The 16,937-nt window shown below is 38.4% G+C and carries 19 protein-coding genes; 5 read left to right on the forward strand and 14 right to left on the reverse strand.

Annotated features, from left to right (window positions below; translation table 11 throughout):
* Positions 1-168: 168 nt before the first annotated feature.
* The 3 genes from KHA88_RS08475 to KHA88_RS08485 all read right to left on the reverse strand — a co-directional run bounded on the left by KHA88_RS08475 (position 169) and on the right by KHA88_RS08485 (position 4,430).
* Entirely contained in the window at positions 169-777 is a 609-nt protein-coding gene (locus KHA88_RS08475; protein ID WP_213096340.1) for a TVP38/TMEM64 family protein, read from the reverse strand.
* Between the two features lie 228 nt (positions 778-1,005).
* Positions 1,006-2,265 carry a DegT/DnrJ/EryC1/StrS family aminotransferase gene (locus KHA88_RS08480; RefSeq protein ID WP_213096339.1) on the reverse strand — a complete coding sequence of 420 codons (1,260 nt, stop codon included), beginning with the start codon at positions 2,263-2,265 and terminating at the stop codon, positions 1,006-1,008.
* A gap of 176 nt (positions 2,266-2,441) precedes the next feature.
* A complete protein-coding gene (locus tag KHA88_RS08485; protein WP_213121712.1) occupies positions 2,442-4,430 on the reverse strand; it encodes a S9 family peptidase in 1,989 nt (662 codons plus the stop codon).
* Between the two features lie 173 nt (positions 4,431-4,603).
* Here KHA88_RS08485 and KHA88_RS08490 point away from each other — a divergent pair, with 173 nt between their 5' ends.
* The gene (locus KHA88_RS08490) at positions 4,604-4,987 is read left to right on the forward strand and encodes a YhjD family protein (RefSeq protein ID WP_213096337.1); all 384 of its coding nucleotides are present in this window, start codon (positions 4,604-4,606) and stop codon (positions 4,985-4,987) included.
* 10 nt (positions 4,988-4,997) lie between these two features.
* Here KHA88_RS08490 and KHA88_RS08495 read toward each other — a convergent pair whose 3' ends face one another.
* Positions 4,998-5,564: a competence protein ComK gene (locus KHA88_RS08495; RefSeq protein WP_213096336.1), complete on the reverse strand. Its 567-nt coding sequence runs from the start codon at positions 5,562-5,564 to the stop codon at positions 4,998-5,000.
* A 205-nt stretch (positions 5,565-5,769) separates the two neighbouring features.
* Between KHA88_RS08495 and KHA88_RS08500 the strand changes: the two genes are divergently transcribed.
* Positions 5,770-5,997 carry an IDEAL domain-containing protein gene (locus KHA88_RS08500; RefSeq protein ID WP_213096335.1) on the forward strand — a complete coding sequence of 76 codons (228 nt, stop codon included), beginning with the start codon at positions 5,770-5,772 and terminating at the stop codon, positions 5,995-5,997.
* A gap of 103 nt (positions 5,998-6,100) precedes the next feature.
* Here the strand turns inward: KHA88_RS08500 and KHA88_RS08505 are convergent, their stop codons facing one another.
* The 6 genes from KHA88_RS08505 to KHA88_RS08530 form a co-directional block, all read right to left on the reverse strand.
* Positions 6,101-7,366 (reverse strand): M48 family metallopeptidase, encoded by a 1,266-nt coding sequence (locus KHA88_RS08505; RefSeq protein WP_213096334.1) that lies wholly within the window; start codon positions 7,364-7,366, stop codon positions 6,101-6,103.
* A gap of 237 nt (positions 7,367-7,603) precedes the next feature.
* Positions 7,604-7,915 (reverse strand): AzlD domain-containing protein, encoded by a 312-nt coding sequence (locus KHA88_RS08510; RefSeq protein WP_213096333.1) that lies wholly within the window; start codon positions 7,913-7,915, stop codon positions 7,604-7,606.
* The gene (locus KHA88_RS08515) at positions 7,908-8,633 is read right to left on the reverse strand and encodes an AzlC family ABC transporter permease (protein ID WP_213096332.1); all 726 of its coding nucleotides are present in this window, start codon (positions 8,631-8,633) and stop codon (positions 7,908-7,910) included. The genes KHA88_RS08510 and KHA88_RS08515 overlap by 8 nt, the downstream gene beginning before the upstream one ends.
* Positions 8,634-8,935: 302 nt before the next feature.
* A complete protein-coding gene (locus KHA88_RS08520; protein ID WP_213096331.1) occupies positions 8,936-9,712 on the reverse strand; it encodes an enoyl-CoA hydratase-related protein in 777 nt (258 codons plus the stop codon).
* 294 nt (positions 9,713-10,006) lie between these two features.
* Positions 10,007-10,996, reverse strand: coding sequence for a lipoate--protein ligase (gene lplA, locus KHA88_RS08525; protein WP_213096330.1), 990 nt, complete (start codon positions 10,994-10,996; stop codon positions 10,007-10,009).
* A 31-nt stretch (positions 10,997-11,027) separates the two neighbouring features.
* Positions 11,028-11,762: an MBL fold metallo-hydrolase gene (locus KHA88_RS08530; protein WP_213096329.1), complete on the reverse strand. Its 735-nt coding sequence runs from the start codon at positions 11,760-11,762 to the stop codon at positions 11,028-11,030.
* A gap of 167 nt (positions 11,763-11,929) precedes the next feature.
* Between KHA88_RS08530 and yhfH the strand changes: the two genes are divergently transcribed.
* Entirely contained in the window at positions 11,930-12,061 is a 132-nt protein-coding gene (yhfH, locus tag KHA88_RS08535; protein WP_213096328.1) for a protein YhfH, read from the forward strand.
* 56 nt (positions 12,062-12,117) lie between these two features.
* Here yhfH and KHA88_RS08540 read toward each other — a convergent pair whose 3' ends face one another.
* From KHA88_RS08540 to KHA88_RS08555, 4 genes are all read right to left on the reverse strand, one after another.
* Entirely contained in the window at positions 12,118-12,891 is a 774-nt protein-coding gene (locus KHA88_RS08540; RefSeq protein ID WP_213096327.1) for a methyltransferase domain-containing protein, read from the reverse strand.
* 17 nt (positions 12,892-12,908) lie between these two features.
* Positions 12,909-13,445 (reverse strand): GNAT family N-acetyltransferase, encoded by a 537-nt coding sequence (locus KHA88_RS08545; protein ID WP_213097789.1) that lies wholly within the window; start codon positions 13,443-13,445, stop codon positions 12,909-12,911.
* A 273-nt stretch (positions 13,446-13,718) separates the two neighbouring features.
* Positions 13,719-14,111, reverse strand: a complete 393-nt coding sequence (locus tag KHA88_RS08550) for a coiled-coil domain-containing protein (RefSeq protein WP_213096326.1) — start codon at positions 14,109-14,111, stop codon at positions 13,719-13,721.
* Between the two features lie 145 nt (positions 14,112-14,256).
* Positions 14,257-14,766 (reverse strand): DUF1572 family protein, encoded by a 510-nt coding sequence (locus tag KHA88_RS08555; RefSeq protein WP_213096325.1) that lies wholly within the window; start codon positions 14,764-14,766, stop codon positions 14,257-14,259.
* A 149-nt stretch (positions 14,767-14,915) separates the two neighbouring features.
* Here KHA88_RS08555 and KHA88_RS08560 point away from each other — a divergent pair, with 149 nt between their 5' ends.
* Together KHA88_RS08560 and KHA88_RS08565 are read left to right on the forward strand one after the other, a co-directional pair.
* Positions 14,916-15,791 (forward strand): DUF4349 domain-containing protein, encoded by an 876-nt coding sequence (locus KHA88_RS08560; protein ID WP_213096324.1) that lies wholly within the window; start codon positions 14,916-14,918, stop codon positions 15,789-15,791.
* Positions 15,792-15,859: 68 nt separating this feature from the next.
* Positions 15,860-16,732 carry an alpha/beta hydrolase gene (locus tag KHA88_RS08565; RefSeq protein WP_213096323.1) on the forward strand — a complete coding sequence of 291 codons (873 nt, stop codon included), beginning with the start codon at positions 15,860-15,862 and terminating at the stop codon, positions 16,730-16,732.
* Positions 16,733-16,937: the final 205 nt, after the last annotated feature.

Consider the following 16,937-nt stretch of genomic DNA (forward strand, 5'->3'; position numbering starts at 1 on the left):
TTTATGCTTAGCTCTTTCACGATAAATATGATACTTCCATTATATCATAGTATTGATAACCTACGAACGTACATTCCTTATTTTCCTGTTGAATTAATTACCTTAACGACAAAAAAGCTGCCGTTACGGGGGCAACTTTTACTAAATAACTGAGATATTAAAGAGTAGTTAGGCGCGATTTTGGACTTTTTCCTTCATCCTGCCTTCAACTTGCTTACCAACATACCAAAGAATAGCGATGACTCCAATAGCGATTCCTGTCCTAACCGGTTTGGTAACCAGCGAAACAACATCGTAGCCAATAAAACTTATGATAAAGATCATGACAGCTTTTCCAGCTATGGTTGCGAGCAAATATTGATAGACACTAACCCTTGAAAGCCCTGCGACTATATTCACTATGGCAGATGGTGTAAACGGGAAACAGAGCAGCAGAAATAAAGGACCGAATCCATGTTTTTCTACCCAATTCATAAAATTTTGGACCTGTTTGTTCCTATGCAAAAAACGGAAAAAACGTGCCTCCCCAAACCTCCGTACAAGCAGGAAAACTAGAAACGCACCAGCAGAAGCGCCAATCCAGGAAAACAAGAAACCCCAGCCAAGACCAAACGCATTTGCATTTGCCAGGACAAGCAAAAATAATGGCAAAAATGGCAAAAAAGCTTCTAGAAACGGTAGAAAAATTCCGGGCAACGGACCGAATGAGCGATATCGATCGATAATATCCATTATATGTTCAAGCGTGATCCATTCTTTAAATGAAAACAAATCCATTGTCATTCCTCAATTCGCGTGCAGGCATAAAATAGTCAAATATATTAAATTATATCATGATTGAAGGCTTGTACAATCTATCCTAGTGTTAATCCTACCCATTTTCTAACTACTACAATCATACGTGATTTGATTTGTCATTCTGTTAGTGAGAATAAAAATAAACTCAGTGATGTTAGCCACTGAGTTTATTTTCATATAGGATAGAACAGGTTTTTATTCCAGCCGTTATTCAAAAAATTCCGCCACCTTGTTAATGGCTGCAATAGCGTCTTGGCAATCCTCCAAGGTCAGATTTTGATGCAGAGGAATACTGATCGAGCGTGCTAATAAATCTAATGTGTTAGGACACATATCTTTTGAATATTGAACATTTCCCTTATAACTTTCACATGTCCAAGGGTTATCATGTAAACTGGCTCCACGTTTTTCTAAAACATAATCCCAATTGACGTAAATATGGCGATCGGCAATACCATTATTATAAATTGTGCCATTAGGTATTCCTTCTGCATTTAAATAATCGGAAAAAGATTTCGCTTGTTCTGCAGTAGTTAAATAGAATATTAAACTATATGAAACATCGCCATCACAATCCGGAATTCTTTGCAATTGAATATTGGGGATTGTTTTAATTCCATTAACAATTGCTTTTTTAATTTGGTGCAATTTAGATACAATGGAATCAATTTTTTGTGATTGTGCTAAGCCAAGGGCTGCATTTAACTCACTCATTCGGTAGTTTTCCCCGGGGAAGGATGGGACATTTTCAAACATTTTCGTTCCCCAGTAACTTAAGGCGGAGTCATGATATATGCTTGCTCGTGTATAAATATTATCATCATTCGTCGTAACCATGCCGCCCTCGCCGGAAGTAACTACTTTATATTGCTGGAAACTAAAGCAACCTGCATGACCAAAAGATCCTAAAGGCTTTCCTCGATAGGATCCTCCATTTGCCTGAGCTACATCTTCAATAACAATCAAATTATGTCTCTGTGCAATGTCTAGGATTTCCTCCATTTGGCATGGTACTCCCTTCATATGCACAGGAATCACTGCTTTTGTATGCTCGTTAACAGCCAATTCAAACGCTTTAGGATCCATAGTTAAAGTATCATCAACCTCGACAATTACAGGAACAGCACGAGCAATTAAAACCGCGGAAGCAGTCGCTATATATGTATATGCTGGGATAATCACTTCATCACCAGGACCGATCCCTGCTCCAATGAGCGCTGAAACTAACGCTGATGTACCTGAATTAACAGCTAATGCATGTTTACACCCAGTACGCCTGCAATATAAGGCTTCTAATCGTGAAGATTCCGAATGATAAATGTCCTCCTCATAGAAACGAAATACCCTCTTTTTGTCGAGAACACGAAGAACATATTCCTTTTCTAAATCATCAAACTCCTCCGAACTAATGAACTCCGGCGCCCATGGTCTCGTTCGAACAGGTGCCCCACCTTGTACAGCCAACATCATCTATCGCTCCCTTCCTAGTAATTTAGTTTTCTCATACCCTTATCGCTTAATTAGCTAATACTAAAGTATCATAATAATCAAACTATTTAAACAGGAACAAACAAAATAATTATTTAGGAGGGGAAAAGATTCTTCAGCAAAAAAAGACAGCTGTCTCCAGCTGCCTTTCACCTTTACAAATATTTCACAAACCAATCTCTAATATACTCAAGACGGTTGATTCTTAAAGTCGGCTTTCCGCTCCTCGACAATTCATGGTTCGATTCCGGGAAGCGTACGAATTTCGTTTCTTTTTCACGGTGCTTCAATGCAATGAATAGTTGCTCAGCTTGCTCGACAGGACAACGGAAGTCTTTTTCACCATGCAAGATTAATAGTGGTGTCTCAACATTGTCAACATATTTCAGCGGAGAATGATTCCACAGCTTTTCGATGTCGTTAAGATCAGCGAGAATTTGCCAGTCAGTGAAATAATAGCCAATATCACTCACGCCGTAAAAGCTGATCCAGTTGGAAATCGACCGCTGGGTAACCGCTGCTTTAAAGCGATTTGTGTGACCGACAATCCAGTTCGTCATAAATCCACCGTAGCTTCCTCCGGTCACGCCAAGGCGATCTTGATCGATATAATCAAAGGTTTCTAATGAATAATCAACAGCCGCCATCAAGTCACGATAATCGTTACCACCATAGTCGCCGCGCACAGCGTCAACAAACTTCTGACCGTAACCATGGCTTCCACGTGGATTTGTGAAAAGTACTGCGTATCCTTCCGCAGCAAGAATTTGGAACTCGTTAAAGTAGGTGTTGGCGTACATCGCATGTGGTCCACCATGGATTTCAAGAATGAGTGGATATTTCTTCCCTTCTTCATATCCTACAGGCTTCATGATCCAGCCGTGCACCTTCCAGCCGTCCGCTCCTTCAAATTCAATCGCTTCCGGAATAGACAATTCTCTTGTTTTCAAAAATTCTTCATTTACTTCAGTTAGGCGTTCTTTTTCCCCTGTTGAGAGATTAACATAGTAAAGATCGCCAGGCTCTGTAGGACTGCTAATACCGACAATCGCCTTATCATTTTTCGGATCGAGCGAGAAGCCATACACGTATTGATCGTCATTAATCGCCGGGTATAATTCCCCTGAAAGATTCCCAAAATAAATCGAAGTATTTCCATGATCTGTCACTTGGAAATAAAAGCTTTGGCTATCTTCCAGCCATTGTACGCGCGGTGCTGAGACACCTTGGAGAAAATCGCCTACAACAAAGTCACCGACGGGTGCATCAAAATCGCTTGTTATGCATGTCTTCGTGTCTTTTTCTAGATCATACATCCACAACTTTGCATGAGTGGCATTTTCGTATTCTCTTTCGCTTCCGACGAATGCAAGATATTGGCTATTCGGCGCCCAAGATGTTTGATAAAACATACCCGTTCCTTCCGTGAGCTTTCGCGTTTCCTTTGTTCCAAGGTCAAGCAAAAAAACATCGCTCATGAAAGAAAAATCTTTATCCTTTGATAGGTCGGCCGTATACGCAATATATTTTCCATCAGGTGACCAAGATCCGAGTTGGAAGTGATCCTTTCCTGCCGTGATTTGCTCCAACTCTTCCGTTTCAATATTCACGATTGCAATTTGCGAAAATTGATCCATATCCAAAAATCCGCCTGCATCAGATTTATATTTCATATTGTCAATTTCAAGCGGCTTAACTTCCTTATCTTCTTTCTTATCTTGATCAACGCGGTCAAGAATTGTTTCGTCCTTTCCGAGTTTCACTGAAAAAGCAATCTTTTTTCCACATGGGGACCAAACAGGAGTAGTTGCCCCATGTTTACAGTCAGTAACCTGCTTCGCTTCTCCTCCTATTTTTGGCAGAACAAAGATTTGCGGCTTCCCACTACGGGTTGATACAAATGCAATTTGGCTGCCATCTGGAGACCAAACAGGTGAACTTGTTTTATGTTCGCCGTGGGTCCATTGTATAGGCTTTTTATCGTTCAAGCTTATGTAAAATAAATTGGAGACATAGTCTTTCTTCTTTTCGTCAATATGCGTCTGGATATAGACCGCTTCCGTTCCGTTCGGAGACAGCTGCGGATCTGCCACCGACTTCAGTTCATATAAATCTTCTGGCTTAATTCCTTGTTGTTTTTTCATTTTACCTCACCTTTCATGTTGACTTTCTACCACTATAAATATTTCGACACTCTAAGTATTTTTCCTGCTTATTAGGGGAAAAATTTTTGTAAATATTTGCTGCTTGCTATTATTTCATTTTCTAAGTAAAATGAATACGAACACACGTTCTTTCACTAGGGGAGGACTAACAAATGACGAGAATTCCAACGCATGACCGGGATATGATTGAACAGGCAATTTATTTACCAATGCTTCTTTCGGTATTGAACCGGGATTTACTTGTAGTAGAAAAAAGCCCATTTAAATTAAAAAAGCCCTATTTGGAACTAATCGAGGAAACGATGAAAGCGATTCAGGTCGATCTTGCAGAAGTAAAACGCTACTTGCATAAAAACAGCATTAAAGTGGACCGGTTGAAATCAGATGATGCCTTTACGATGTATACATTTCTATACAAGGGCTACGAAGAACAGCATAATTATTTTAATCCGAGGCTGCGGAACAGAGTAGAAGAGCTGATGCGTTATTATTTATTAGAGCGGTTAAAACAGAGTCAAAAAGAAAAGGAAGCGTGAAAAGCGCTCCCTATATTTCATCCTTTTTAGTTCTATATGGTTTTTGGAATTCAGATGCCTTTAAATAAAAATTCGAAGAACGTCTGCGAAATCCTTCCATTCTCTCAATATTTTGTTGAAATTTAACCCGTAGCATAGCGGCACGTGATAATTGACCTCCGAATGATGAAAACGAAATTGGAATTTCGTACTTTTCATTATTTTGGAATTGAACTATGGTAGAATAGGGGCCACTTTTATGATAGTCTTCGACAAAATCATGAGAGATCCAAATACAATCAGGATTAAACGGTGATGTGGTTGGAAATAAATATATCGATGTATGAGGGTCAACAATGATGGGTACCTTGTGGGTAATATTAATTAATTTACGCGTCCCTTCTCTTCTTCCGTCGAATGAGCATCCAAAATAGTCACAGCTTCTCTTAATAATTTGAATTGGTTTATCCTGCGATAAATACTTTTCTTCAAACTCATAAATGTCCGAGTATGTTTTTTTACCATCTACTAATGGTTTAATCATCATTGTAAGAGGATTAATTTCATACTCTTCGACCATTCTCTCGTTTTCTTGCATTCTCATTCTCCTCCTTAGGTTTATTTTACTAGTACAAAATTACCATATCACACAAAAACCCAAATATCACCAAAATTCGAAATAATTCGATAATTTTCTCACTTTAATTTTTAAAAAAAGTAATTCATCTGAAAATTTACACTCTTCTGTTGATTTTTCCACCCATTCCATGTATAATTAAAAAAAGTTTCAGGGGTGATCATCGATGGAGAAGAGAAAGTCTTATCAGGAATTGCTGAAAGAGTATGCGATGACCCAGAATCAAAATGAAGCACAAGCAATGGAATGGTATGTTGATTTTTTCTTAAACGGTCTTCTGCAGCAAAAGCGCGAGGAAAAGCTTTGGATTGACATTGATCGTGCGCTTGATATGAAGGATAAAGAAGCCTTCATGAAGCTCTCAAAAGAGCTCACAAACCTTATAGGACAATAAAAGCATGACAAATTAAGGCTGTCGCCATGAGAAGTCTGGTCACTCTGTAAAGGAGTGATCAGACTCTTAATGGAGACAGCCTCGTTTTTGTTTTCGACCTATATTATTTCCCCTTTATTTTATATTCATCAATCATCCTGATCCGCTCAAGCATGGTCGGATGCCCGTAACGGAAGATTTTTACTAAATAAGGCGGGTTTACTTGGCTGAGCCCTGCTTTCGTCAAGCTTTGAAAGGTTTTGACCCCAGCTTCTTTATCATGGGTCATTTTAATCGCATACGTGTCAGCTCTCGTCTCTTGATGGCGTGAGACCCAATTTGTCAGCGGACTTGCGGCGAATAAAAGCACAGATGTGATTAAGAGAAACGCTGGCAAGGAGCTTAGGTTGGTCATTTTATCAACCTTCCAGGCTTTGCCCCTTCTATTTACCCACCGCTCCATAAGCTTAGCTGTAAGCCAAAGTCCTACAAAAGTAAGGAGAATGTAGCCCGCAATCCCGATATAAATATGCTTCTCAACGTAATGCCCCATTTCATGAGCCATAATGAACAGGATTTCCTCATCCGTTAACCGCTCAAGTGTCGTATCCCAAAGTACAATCCTTGAATTCGAACCCACACCAGTCACATAAGCATTGAGTGAATTCGTCTTGTTGGACATATCCACTTCATATACATGTTCAGCGGGAATGCTTGCCACATCTGCCATTTCTAATATCTTCGCTTCAAGCTGCTTGTCCTTTAATGGATAAAAATCATTATAAAGTGGATCGATCAACACTGGTTGGATGAACATCATAAAGATTGAAAAAGGAATGGATAGTACCCACGCTGCAAGCCACCAACGCTTTTTAAATTTCCTCATGAGAGCATATAGAACGGTGACAATTACGAGCATCATCGCATAATCCACCCAAAACTCAATGATATTATCTTTCATCCACGATGAAAAAACTTGAGTGGAAATATTGTATGATTTAGAAATTGTGTAGGAAAGATAGCTAAGCGGAAACATGATAATGAAAGATGCAATTGACAGCCAGAATAAGTAAATCGCACTTCTTAGCGCAAAAAACCTTGCCGTGCCATTTGCCCAGCGTTCAAAAACTGCTGAAACCCCGAAAATTAAAATTAAATAATAAAATAACCATTCATACGGGGTCGCTAGAAAAAACATCAAATTGCGGATCTTTGAATATTCCTCGGTCAGCATCAATTCCCTTGCATTTAAAAAAGTAGCCGGGTCTGCCTTCGTGCCTTTAAGCGCTGCCGGAATAGAAGTGTCAGCTAAATAAAATAAATACGCATACATGGCAATACCGAAAAGTATATATGCGACGATTGCCCTAAGCGCCCATTTTTTGATCAATGCTCTCCCCCCTTGTCCATCTCTTATTATATGTAGAAAAAATTGCTTTAATTAGAACTAGCTTCCGTGATTTTTTCATCACAGCATATTATGACATAAAAAAGATCCTTTCAAACATTTTCAAAAAAACTATTAATTGTCTTATTAAAACGAATTAAAATTAAATATCCGGAAATTTCACAGGAAAATAGACGAACGCCACCTACTTCATGGCAGATGGCGTTGTTTTAAAGATTTTTAGAGTAGCCAAGAATAAGCACTGAGTATAGCAATCGAACCAAGCACAACGAAAATTACATTAGCACCAAGAAATGCGATGAGAAAAGCGGCTGCCATTCCAACCAATCCAGGAATAATTGAACCTTCTTGAATAAAGAAGACAGCGGGAAAAATTAATGCTCCTAGGGTGGCATAAGGTACATTTTTCAAAACCCCCTGTAAAAAAGGCGGCAGTTCTTTCCCCCGGAACATAATAAATGGAATCATTCTTGGGATGTAGGTGACCAGTCCCATCCCGATAATAGTCAGCACGATGATGGAATTACTCATGCCTTGTGCGCCCCCTATCTTTAATAGTTTCTACTACTTCAACCAGAATAGCGGATAATAACGTTGCAGCTACGATCGCCCAGCCGCTACTCATGATTTTTGAGAATACGAAGATACTATTAAAGGCTGCAGCGAGCAAAGCCAGGCAAGCAACCTTCATACTTTTTTTCAGGGAGGGAACGAGCAACCCAATAAACATCGCGTATAATGCAATCGTCATACTTTCCTGTAATACTTGCGGCAGCCCCGCACCAATTGCGTATCCAATCCCTGAGCTGACAACCCAGCTAGAGTAAGCAATAAGATTAAGCCCAAATAAAAAGCCAGTAGAAATAGTATCTTGCTTTGTAGCAGCAACGGAAAAAGTTTCATCCGTAATACCAAATGCATATACTGCTTTTTTCCATGATATCTCATCTTCAACTTTTTCATTGAGTGAAGCAGACATAAGTAAATGTCTGATATTGACAATAAAAGTCGTTAAGATCATTTCTACAGCACCTGTTCCAAGTGCAAACATATTCAGCGCTATGTATTGAGAGGCTCCAGCATATAAAACTAGACTCATAAATACCGTTTCAAACAATGTTAAGCCAGTCGTTTTTGCAAGCAATCCAAAAGTAAGCGCAATGGGAGTGTAACCAATCGCAATGCTCAATCCCTCCTGAAGCCCCTGGCGAAATTCTATATGTTTCACTTTTGGCACCGAAGCTTCCATCCTTTTAATCCCCCTCTTTTATCTTGAGTAATTTTTAACAATTATAAGCATGATTCGTACATTCGGCAAGATGGGGAAAGATGTTGTTGAAGAGAATAATAGCGGTATTTCAGATACTTATTTTTCTTTTTCCATTAGTTTTCGTACTTTTTCTTTCGGAACCCAGCAATTGAATTGGTAATGGGTTTTTGTAGTAAAACCAAGGCGTTCACAGCGATAGATCATGTTACCCGCTTTTTTCTGCGCTGAAAAATGAATACATGTGGCGCAGCAATGATAATTTTTCATATTGGCACCTCGACTTATTTCCCTTTGAAATCCGGCTTTCTTTTTTCATTAAAAGCTTCAAGTGCTTCTACTCGATCTTCAGTGGGAATCGTGATTTCATAAGCCTTGCGCTCTATTTCAAGACCTGTTTGGAGGTCCACATTTAGCCCTGTCTTAATGGCGAATTTCGCCTGCTGGACTGCCATTGGTCCATTCGCGAGAATCAAATGCGCAAACGTCAAGGTTGTTTCTAATAAATGTTCACGTTCAGCAACTGTTGATACAATGCCATATTCGGCAGCATCACGAGCAGTTAATCTTTTTGCCGTTAAAATCAATTCCAAAGCTTTTGTTTCTCCTATTAACCGAGGCAGTCGCTGCGTTCCACCGGCTCCCGGGATAATGGCGAGGCTCGTTTCAGTGAGCCCCATGAGTGCTTCCTTCGCCGCGAATCGAAAATCGCAAGCAAGAGCTAATTCCATACCTCCTCCGAAAGCATGACCATTGATCACAGCTATCGTTGGCTGCGGAAGCTTTTCGATAGCAAGAAATACTTCCCCAATTTTTTGCACGTTGCGGCGGACTTCTTGTTCCGTAAGTGTTCTCCGTTCTTTTAAATCGGCACCAACGCTAAATGCTTTTTCACCAGCACCTTGAAAAATAACGATGCGTGCTTCTGGATTCGTTTTTAATAATTCTACAGTGTGGGAAAGCTCACATAGCATTTCATAATTGAAGGCATTTAATGATTCAGGACGATTTAATGTAACAAAAGCAATATAATTGTTGATTTCAAGATTAATAGTGCTCATTTCAAATCCCCTTTCCTATTATAAAGTGGTTTATATTCACTCATGTGGTGAGAACCGAATTTCAACTGTCGGAAACGTGACTCCAACTGTCCGAATCGCGTTTGCAACTGTCCAAATCCTCAGTCCAACTATCCAAACAGCGATTTCAACTATCCTATCCCCAGTTAAAGCATATATATCCAACCACTATAAATGAATATTTCTAACCAATTGCGAAAAAACCTTTTTCTAAAGGCAAAAAAAATCACGGACCAAAGTTCTTCCGTGATTTTGCTAGCGTAATCCGTTCAATTTTCAGTAAATCAATTCAATAATTTCATCTTTTGTTACGTTTCCGAAATAATGTTTAATATCCACATCTTCTAGAGCTTTGGCGATTTCAGATCTTTCGTAGCGGACTCCAGTAAGACGCTCTTCAATCTCGCCTACATCACCGACACCAAAGAAGTCGCCGAATATTTTGCAATCTGTGATTTGTCCTTTATGAATATCAAGTCGGAATTCAATTTGGCCAACAGGGAAACGATGCGAATGCTGAATATTGAAGTTCGGGGACCTTCCATAGTTCCAATCCCAATTTTGGTAGCGTTCTTTAGAGAGTTCATGGATTTTCTCCCAGTCTTCATCAGTTAATTTATATTCAGGAATGTCGTCAACGCCTTCAAAAATATTGCGTAGCAGCAACTCTCTAAATTGTTCGATCGTCATTTCCTCTTCCAAAAACTCAGAGATATTGGCAACGCGGCTTCGAATCGATTTAATTCCTTTTGACTCAATTTTATCTTTTCGTACTTTTAAAGCAGAAACGACATTGTCAATTTCGGAATTAAACATGAGTGTACCATGACTGAACATCCGGCCTCTTGTAGAGAACTGCGCGTTACCTGAAATTTTTCGCTCGCCCACCAGAATATCATTTCTTCCTTTCATTTCTGCATCAACACCAAGTTTTTTCAGGGCATTGACGACTGGTTCAGTAAACTTTTTAAAATTTAGGAAGCTCTCGCCATCATCTTTTGTGATAAAGCTGAAGTTCAAATTTCCATGATCATGATAAACCGCACCGCCTCCGGAGAGTCTGCGTACAACATGCAAGCCGTTTTTTTCAACGTAATCAGTACTAATTTCTTCAATCGTATTTTGATTTTTACCGATAATAATGGAAGGTTCATTAATATAAAACAATAAATAAGATTCATTCACATCCAAATTCTTAAGAGCGTACTCTTCAATCGCCAAATTGATCCGTGGATCCGTAATTCCTTGATTATCAATAAATAACATAATATTTCCTCCTCTTATTTAGGGGTTGTCCCTAAAGGGATAAGTTCAACCCCATTGAAGCTAGAACGACTTCCCCCGTAAACTGTTCTTTCGCCTCAGCCACTAATTGCTGATGGTCGCCAAAATGGGGCAAATGTGTGAGAACTAGTTTACCAACTCCCGCTTTCGCAGCAAGCGTACCCGCTTCTTCACTCGTCATATGTCCCGCTGCAGCGCCGTCCATTCCTTTATAAAAATTCGATTCACACAGGACGATATCCGCCTTCTCCGCAAATTCTGCTAATTCCGTAAAATAAGCGGAATCAGCTGTATAGATGAGCGTTTTCCCCCCTGCTGAAACCCTCATTGCAAAACAAGCGACAGGGTGCTTCGTCTTAATAAATTCAATTTCAAATGGACCAATATGTATTTTCTCATCTTGCTCATAGGAAATTCCTGTTGTGATATCTTTATACGTTAAACTATTGAAAGAAGCTGTGTCATGAGGATGCCCGTAAATCGGTAAATTTCTGCTATGTCCGTTCACATATTTTCCAATCAAAAGCGCATGCTGCAGTACCCCAATATCCGCTACATGATCGGGATGATAATGGGATAAAATCACAGCATCCAGCTCCTCAGGCTTAATATATGTCTGCAACTGTGATAATACAGCGCTGCCACAGTCCACCAAAAGCTTGAATCCATCGTATTCCAACAAATATCCCGAGCTCGCCTCCCCCGCTTTAGGATAACCGCCCCAATGGCCAATAATCGTAATCTTCACGGGCTCCACTCCTTTACCTGAACTATAGTCCCATAACATTTACTATACTTTATTCTGCCCATTTTTTCATGTTTAGAAATTTGTATTGACGGGAAAAGTTCTGTTATAGTACAATATAAAAAACTAATTACAGTGTTGCAACAAAAAAACAACGGGAGAGTGAAGATATGATCCAGAGTATAGTCGACTTTTTCAAAAACCTACCTCCAAAACAATGCACAGAATGCGGCGAGCAAATTGCTGAACAGCATGAATGCTATGGAACTAAGTGCGATAGGTGTAATGATTTGCAATTATAATACAGTAACCCCCTATGAATAGATTCATAGGGGGATTTTTACTAGATTTATGGTAATTACTCCTTCACAGCCACCACACGGATGCGCTTATAATCCGCATACCATGTACCATCCTTATACAATTCAGGCTTTAGGTCGGCCATAATTTTTTCATACATAGCCAGCTTTGCTGCTGTGTTAAAGTCATAAAAGAAATCATCTGAAAACATATCCAGCCAATGCTTTAACCCGTTTTCTCCATCATTCAGCGGCGTGGGTCTGTCGAAGTGAAGTGCATACGTAACGCGAAAACCTTGATTTTCAAGTAAACTACTATATTCACCGATGCTTGGGTAATACCAAGGATTTCTATCTGCAGCCGACATTCCTTTCCCAGCAAGTGCAACATCAACACCATGAATAATCGTAGCAACATTTCCCTTTCCACCAAATTCTGCGACAAATCTGCCACCTGGATTTAAAACTTCCCATATTGTCTCTGCCACTTCAGCTGCCTGCTTCATCCAATGCAGGGCAGCATTTGAAAACACAGCATCAAACTTTTGCGAGGATTTAAAGCTGACTGCATTCCCCACTGAAAACTCGATATTAGGGAACTTTATTTTGGCCGTTTCAATCATCTGCTCTGACAAATCTATGCCAAGAGGAATCGCGCCAGATTTAGCAATTTCATTAGTTAAATCTCCTGTTCCACAGCCAAGGTCAAGAATTCGTTCACCTTTTTGAGGATCTAGCAAATCAACGACCCCTTTACCGAGCTGAGATACAAAATTAATTTTTTCATCATAAAGGTTAGAATCCCATATATTTTTAGAAACTGTTTCTCCCATAAGCTTGTCCCCCATAGCTATTTATAGTATTCTATCAACCAACAATCACGATACTCCCCTTCATGAAATTCATTTTTCGGAAGAAGTTTCACCTTTTCAAATCCACATTTTTCATAACAGCGAATGGCCCTTTCATTCCATGTTTGTGGATCCATCACTATTTTTTCGGCTCTTTTTTCTTTAATTAAGTACTCCACCATGGAACTGACAAGAATCTGACCTATCCCCCTATTCCAATACTCGACTTCACCTATAAATTGATCCATCCCATAAATGCGTTCTTCATTAGGCGAATAACCATATACTATTCTTGTTTCTTCATCTACTTGATAAAATTGAATATATCCAACTGATACTCCATCGAATTCAACAATACAGCGAGTTACTTGTTGATCATCATCAAAAAAATGTTCATTTACCTTATGTAGATTAAAAGGATTGTCTCGGCCTTCATAATATGTAAGAACCTTTGGATCGGAAAGCCATTTCACCAATAAAGCGCTGTCTTTTAATTGTATTTCCCGTACTTTTAAGTTACCTTTTTGGAATAACAACATTTTCTCCCCCCTTTTAACACTGTAGGTTGTGACATCTATAAAATCTTTTCAAAATATTTTCTGGACCCTTAAATGGTTTAAATTCTTTATATGCTTCTATAACCAGACGTGATATCCCTTCTCTGTAGCTATAAGAAAAGGAGCTGCATTCAGCTCCTAATTTTGGTGTTATAACGTATGGGGATTTTCCGTGGAGGAAGTAAGAACGTGGCCTCTTCCGCATTTGATGTTTAAGAAAGTATATAAATGCGGAGAAATGTGGATTAAGGATTAGATATTTGAGGATTGCCATGCTTCCACTTGTCTCTTCAATAATGCTATGTCTCTTTCATTTTTAACGCCTTTCTCCCAAATAAAATCTTGATCCATTCTTAACTCTTGTAATTTTTCTAGGATTTCTCGATGACGTTCATCACTTTTTTCGTTTAATTTTCCTAAGTCAAGTTTCAGCCCGTTAATGTCTGTCTTCATCACTTCAATATCTGACTTCATCACTTGAATATCTGTCTTCATCGTATCAATGTCTGTCTTCATCACTTCAATATCTGACTTCATTGATTCTATTTCTTTGCGGATTGATTTTTGCTCGTTATTTACATTGCCGACCATTTTCACTAAGGTTGACATCATGTCTTCCATTCGGTCCAGTTTTTCCTCAATCATTTTGATTCCCCCCTTCCTATTATCATATCATTGGTTATTTATTTTAAAAGCTTTTTCGGTGGACATATTTTAGGACGTATCATCTAATTAGACCTTACTAATTCAAAATTAAAAACTGCCACAAATGTGACAGCCATATCTTACGTTATTTTACTTTTTTAGGTATGGTCAGGCTCTCCCAACCATTATCTTTAAGCTGCTTAGCAATATAAACAATTTGCCCCGTATGATAGGAATAATGGTACATTTGTCTTTCGATCGCTTCGATAACAGAATGGGACTCACTTCTAATCAAGACCTCTTGCGATAGTTGTTCCTCAGTAAGTGTATTTAAAGTATTAAAAAATACATCCCAGCCTTTATTCCACACCTCATAAAGTTCTTCTCGACTTGAAATCGTATTTTCGAATTCTCCGTCTCTATCCCTATCCGGTTTCTCACCATCCGAATGTAAAAAATCTGTCCAGCGCGAAATCATATTGCCGCTCATATGTTTTACGATTACAGCAATACTATTGGAGTTTTCGTTTGGAAACCAAAATAACCCTTCATCATTTAGCTGGTCAAATGTCTTTTCCGCTGTACGTTTCATGTCTTGAAATCGTAATTGAATAACCCTTAAATATTCTAAAGCAATATTATTAGTTTTCGACATATCCTTATCACCCCATAAATATATTTAAGCCCCACTACCTACCTTATTTCTATTTTCAAGCTAAAATACCTTGTTAGCCCTCGTTTGGAAAGTGTAACCTTTTTTCTAAAAAAATCGTCTTACATATTAAAGAGACTGGGGGGCATTTGATGAAAAGACAATCAATCTTTATCTTACTGTTATCAAGCCTATTTGTTCTAATGGCAGCTTGCAGTTCAAGCGATTTAAGTGAAAGTGGCAAAAGTGATTCAGCTGGTTCAAATGAAATTGCAATGAAAAGTGAAATGGATCAGTCAACGGCAGAAGATTCTGTTGAAGAAAAGTCCGGTGAAATCAATACAAATAGAATGATCATCCACCAAGCAAATTTACAGGTAAATGTTAAAAATCTTGAAAAGGCACAATTGAAGATTGAGAAAAAGGTGAATGAGTACGGTGGGTATATCGTTGAATCGAATGTGTATCGCGAAAACGATGAAACAGTCAGTGGCCGGATCATGGTTCGAGTTCCTGAAAAGTATTTTCAAAAGTTTTTAACAGATGCCGAAGAGGAAGCGATTAATGTTTTGGAACGCAATGTGACTGGGCAGGATGTAACCGAAGAATATGTTGATCTTGAATCAAGGGTGAAATCCAAACGCGCTGTAGAAGCAAGATTGCTTGAGTTTATGAACAATGCAAACAAAACAGGAGATTTATTAAAAATATCTTCCGATCTAGCCCAAGTGCAAGAGGAAATTGAAGTGATCGTCGGGAAAATGAAATACCTTGAAAACCAAACGTCCTATTCTACTATTGATATTTATATGATAGAAAAAAGCGTAAGGATTCCGGGGATAGATAATGAAAATTTAGATACATGGGAAAAAACGAAAAAACAACTGGCTTCTAGTATTAACTTTTTACTTGCCGCCGGTTCAGAATTGATTGTGTTTTTTATTGGGAACTTGCCGGTTATCGTAATTTTATTACTCGTTGGTGCGGGAATTTATTTTATGATAAAAAGAAAGAAAAAAAGAGATTGAAATAGGAGGAATTATGTTATCTGATGTGTAAATGATCAGATAAGAAAGATGAAATGAGGTTAATAACGATGCACTATTTTAAAGATTCATATATTCATCTACGAGATAATCGTAAATTATCATTTAAGAGTTATGGAGATACAAACGAAAATACAGTTATTTTCTTTCACGGATTCGGTTCCTCAGCCAGTGCCATTCATCCCGATCCAAAAACATTAGAGAAAAGCAATATTCACTTTATTGCAGTTAATCGTCCAGGGTATGGAGAGTCAACTTTAAATGGGAAATATTCGATGGAAGATGTAGCGGATGACATAAATGAGTTACTTGATAGTAAAGAAATTCAAAAGGTTTCCGTTATTGGATATTCTGCAGGTGGATTGTATAGTCAATTTTTCACAGACAAGTATTCAGAAAAAGTCAATTCTCTTAATTTAGTTAGCAGTGCCATCCCTTTAAATAGTAAAGAAACCAAGAAGATTTTACCTTCAAATTGGAAAATGATATCGAATATGAACCGATATTTTCCGTTTATGACAAAAGTTTTTTTTAGTAAACTTAGTAAGGAACTAACCAATAATTTGGAAACTACGTTACAAAAATCAATTAATGATATGGTTGAAGAGGATCAAAGAATTGTAAGTGACTTGAATATACGGAATGTTATTACAAAAGGTGCTGTTGAGGCGTATCATAATAAGGGTTACGCTGTTTATTATGATGCTCTTGCATTGTGTAAAAAAATAACTACCATAAAAACACCCCCTTCCAATATAAAAGTAAATATATGGCAAGGTGGGAAGGATAACATTTGGACACCTTCAACTTCGCTGTATCTTCGAGATAAATATACTCATTCTACTTTCTCATTTATTGAAGACGAAGGGCACTTACTTTATTTATCTCAGTGGAATGAAATCCTCAAGAAGTCTTTATGCTAAAGTTGAGCTTTAGTGAATTAGCCGATAGATATAAAATGCTCAGAGCATAAAAAAGCTCTGAGCATTTTTGATACAAATTCCTGTGTTAATTACTTGAATACGGATACTAAGTTTATTGCACGTTTTCAAGCTCTTTTTTTATTTTGCTTAACTTTACAAAAATATTTTTTTGCCCCAAGGACTATTGGCACAGCCCTTAACACCT

The organism is Lederbergia citrea, assembly GCF_018343525.1.
Lineage (GTDB): Bacteria > Bacillota > Bacilli > Bacillales > Bacillaceae_C > Lederbergia > Lederbergia citrea.

Bases quoted from the DNA above. Each gene is read 5' to 3' on its own strand.
- KHA88_RS08475 (WP_213096340.1), bottom strand. From the start codon at position 777: ATGGATTTGTTTTCATTTAAAGAATGGATCACGCTTGAACATATAATG.
- KHA88_RS08480 (WP_213096339.1), bottom strand. From the start codon at position 2,265: ATGTTGGCTGTACAAGGTGGGGCACCTGTTCGAACGAGACCATGGGCG.
- KHA88_RS08485 (WP_213121712.1), bottom strand. From the start codon at position 4,430: ATGAAAAAACAACAAGGAATTAAGCCAGAAGATTTATATGAACTGAAG.
- KHA88_RS08490 (WP_213096337.1), top strand. From the start codon at position 4,604: ATGACGAGAATTCCAACGCATGACCGGGATATGATTGAACAGGCAATT.
- KHA88_RS08495 (WP_213096336.1), bottom strand. From the start codon at position 5,564: ATGCAAGAAAACGAGAGAATGGTCGAAGAGTATGAAATTAATCCTCTT.
- KHA88_RS08500 (WP_213096335.1), top strand. From the start codon at position 5,770: ATGGAGAAGAGAAAGTCTTATCAGGAATTGCTGAAAGAGTATGCGATG.
- KHA88_RS08510 (WP_213096333.1), bottom strand. From the start codon at position 7,915: ATGAGTAATTCCATCATCGTGCTGACTATTATCGGGATGGGACTGGTC.
- KHA88_RS08515 (WP_213096332.1), bottom strand. From the start codon at position 8,633: ATGGAAGCTTCGGTGCCAAAAGTGAAACATATAGAATTTCGCCAGGGG.
- KHA88_RS08520 (WP_213096331.1), bottom strand. From the start codon at position 9,712: ATGAGCACTATTAATCTTGAAATCAACAATTATATTGCTTTTGTTACA.
- lplA (WP_213096330.1), bottom strand. From the start codon at position 10,996: ATGTTATTTATTGATAATCAAGGAATTACGGATCCACGGATCAATTTG.
- yhfH (WP_213096328.1), top strand. From the start codon at position 11,930: ATGATCCAGAGTATAGTCGACTTTTTCAAAAACCTACCTCCAAAACAA.
- KHA88_RS08540 (WP_213096327.1), bottom strand. From the start codon at position 12,891: ATGGGAGAAACAGTTTCTAAAAATATATGGGATTCTAACCTTTATGAT.
- KHA88_RS08550 (WP_213096326.1), bottom strand. From the start codon at position 14,111: ATGATTGAGGAAAAACTGGACCGAATGGAAGACATGATGTCAACCTTA.
- KHA88_RS08555 (WP_213096325.1), bottom strand. From the start codon at position 14,766: ATGTCGAAAACTAATAATATTGCTTTAGAATATTTAAGGGTTATTCAA.
- KHA88_RS08560 (WP_213096324.1), top strand. From the start codon at position 14,916: ATGAAAAGACAATCAATCTTTATCTTACTGTTATCAAGCCTATTTGTT.
- KHA88_RS08565 (WP_213096323.1), top strand. From the start codon at position 15,860: ATGCACTATTTTAAAGATTCATATATTCATCTACGAGATAATCGTAAA.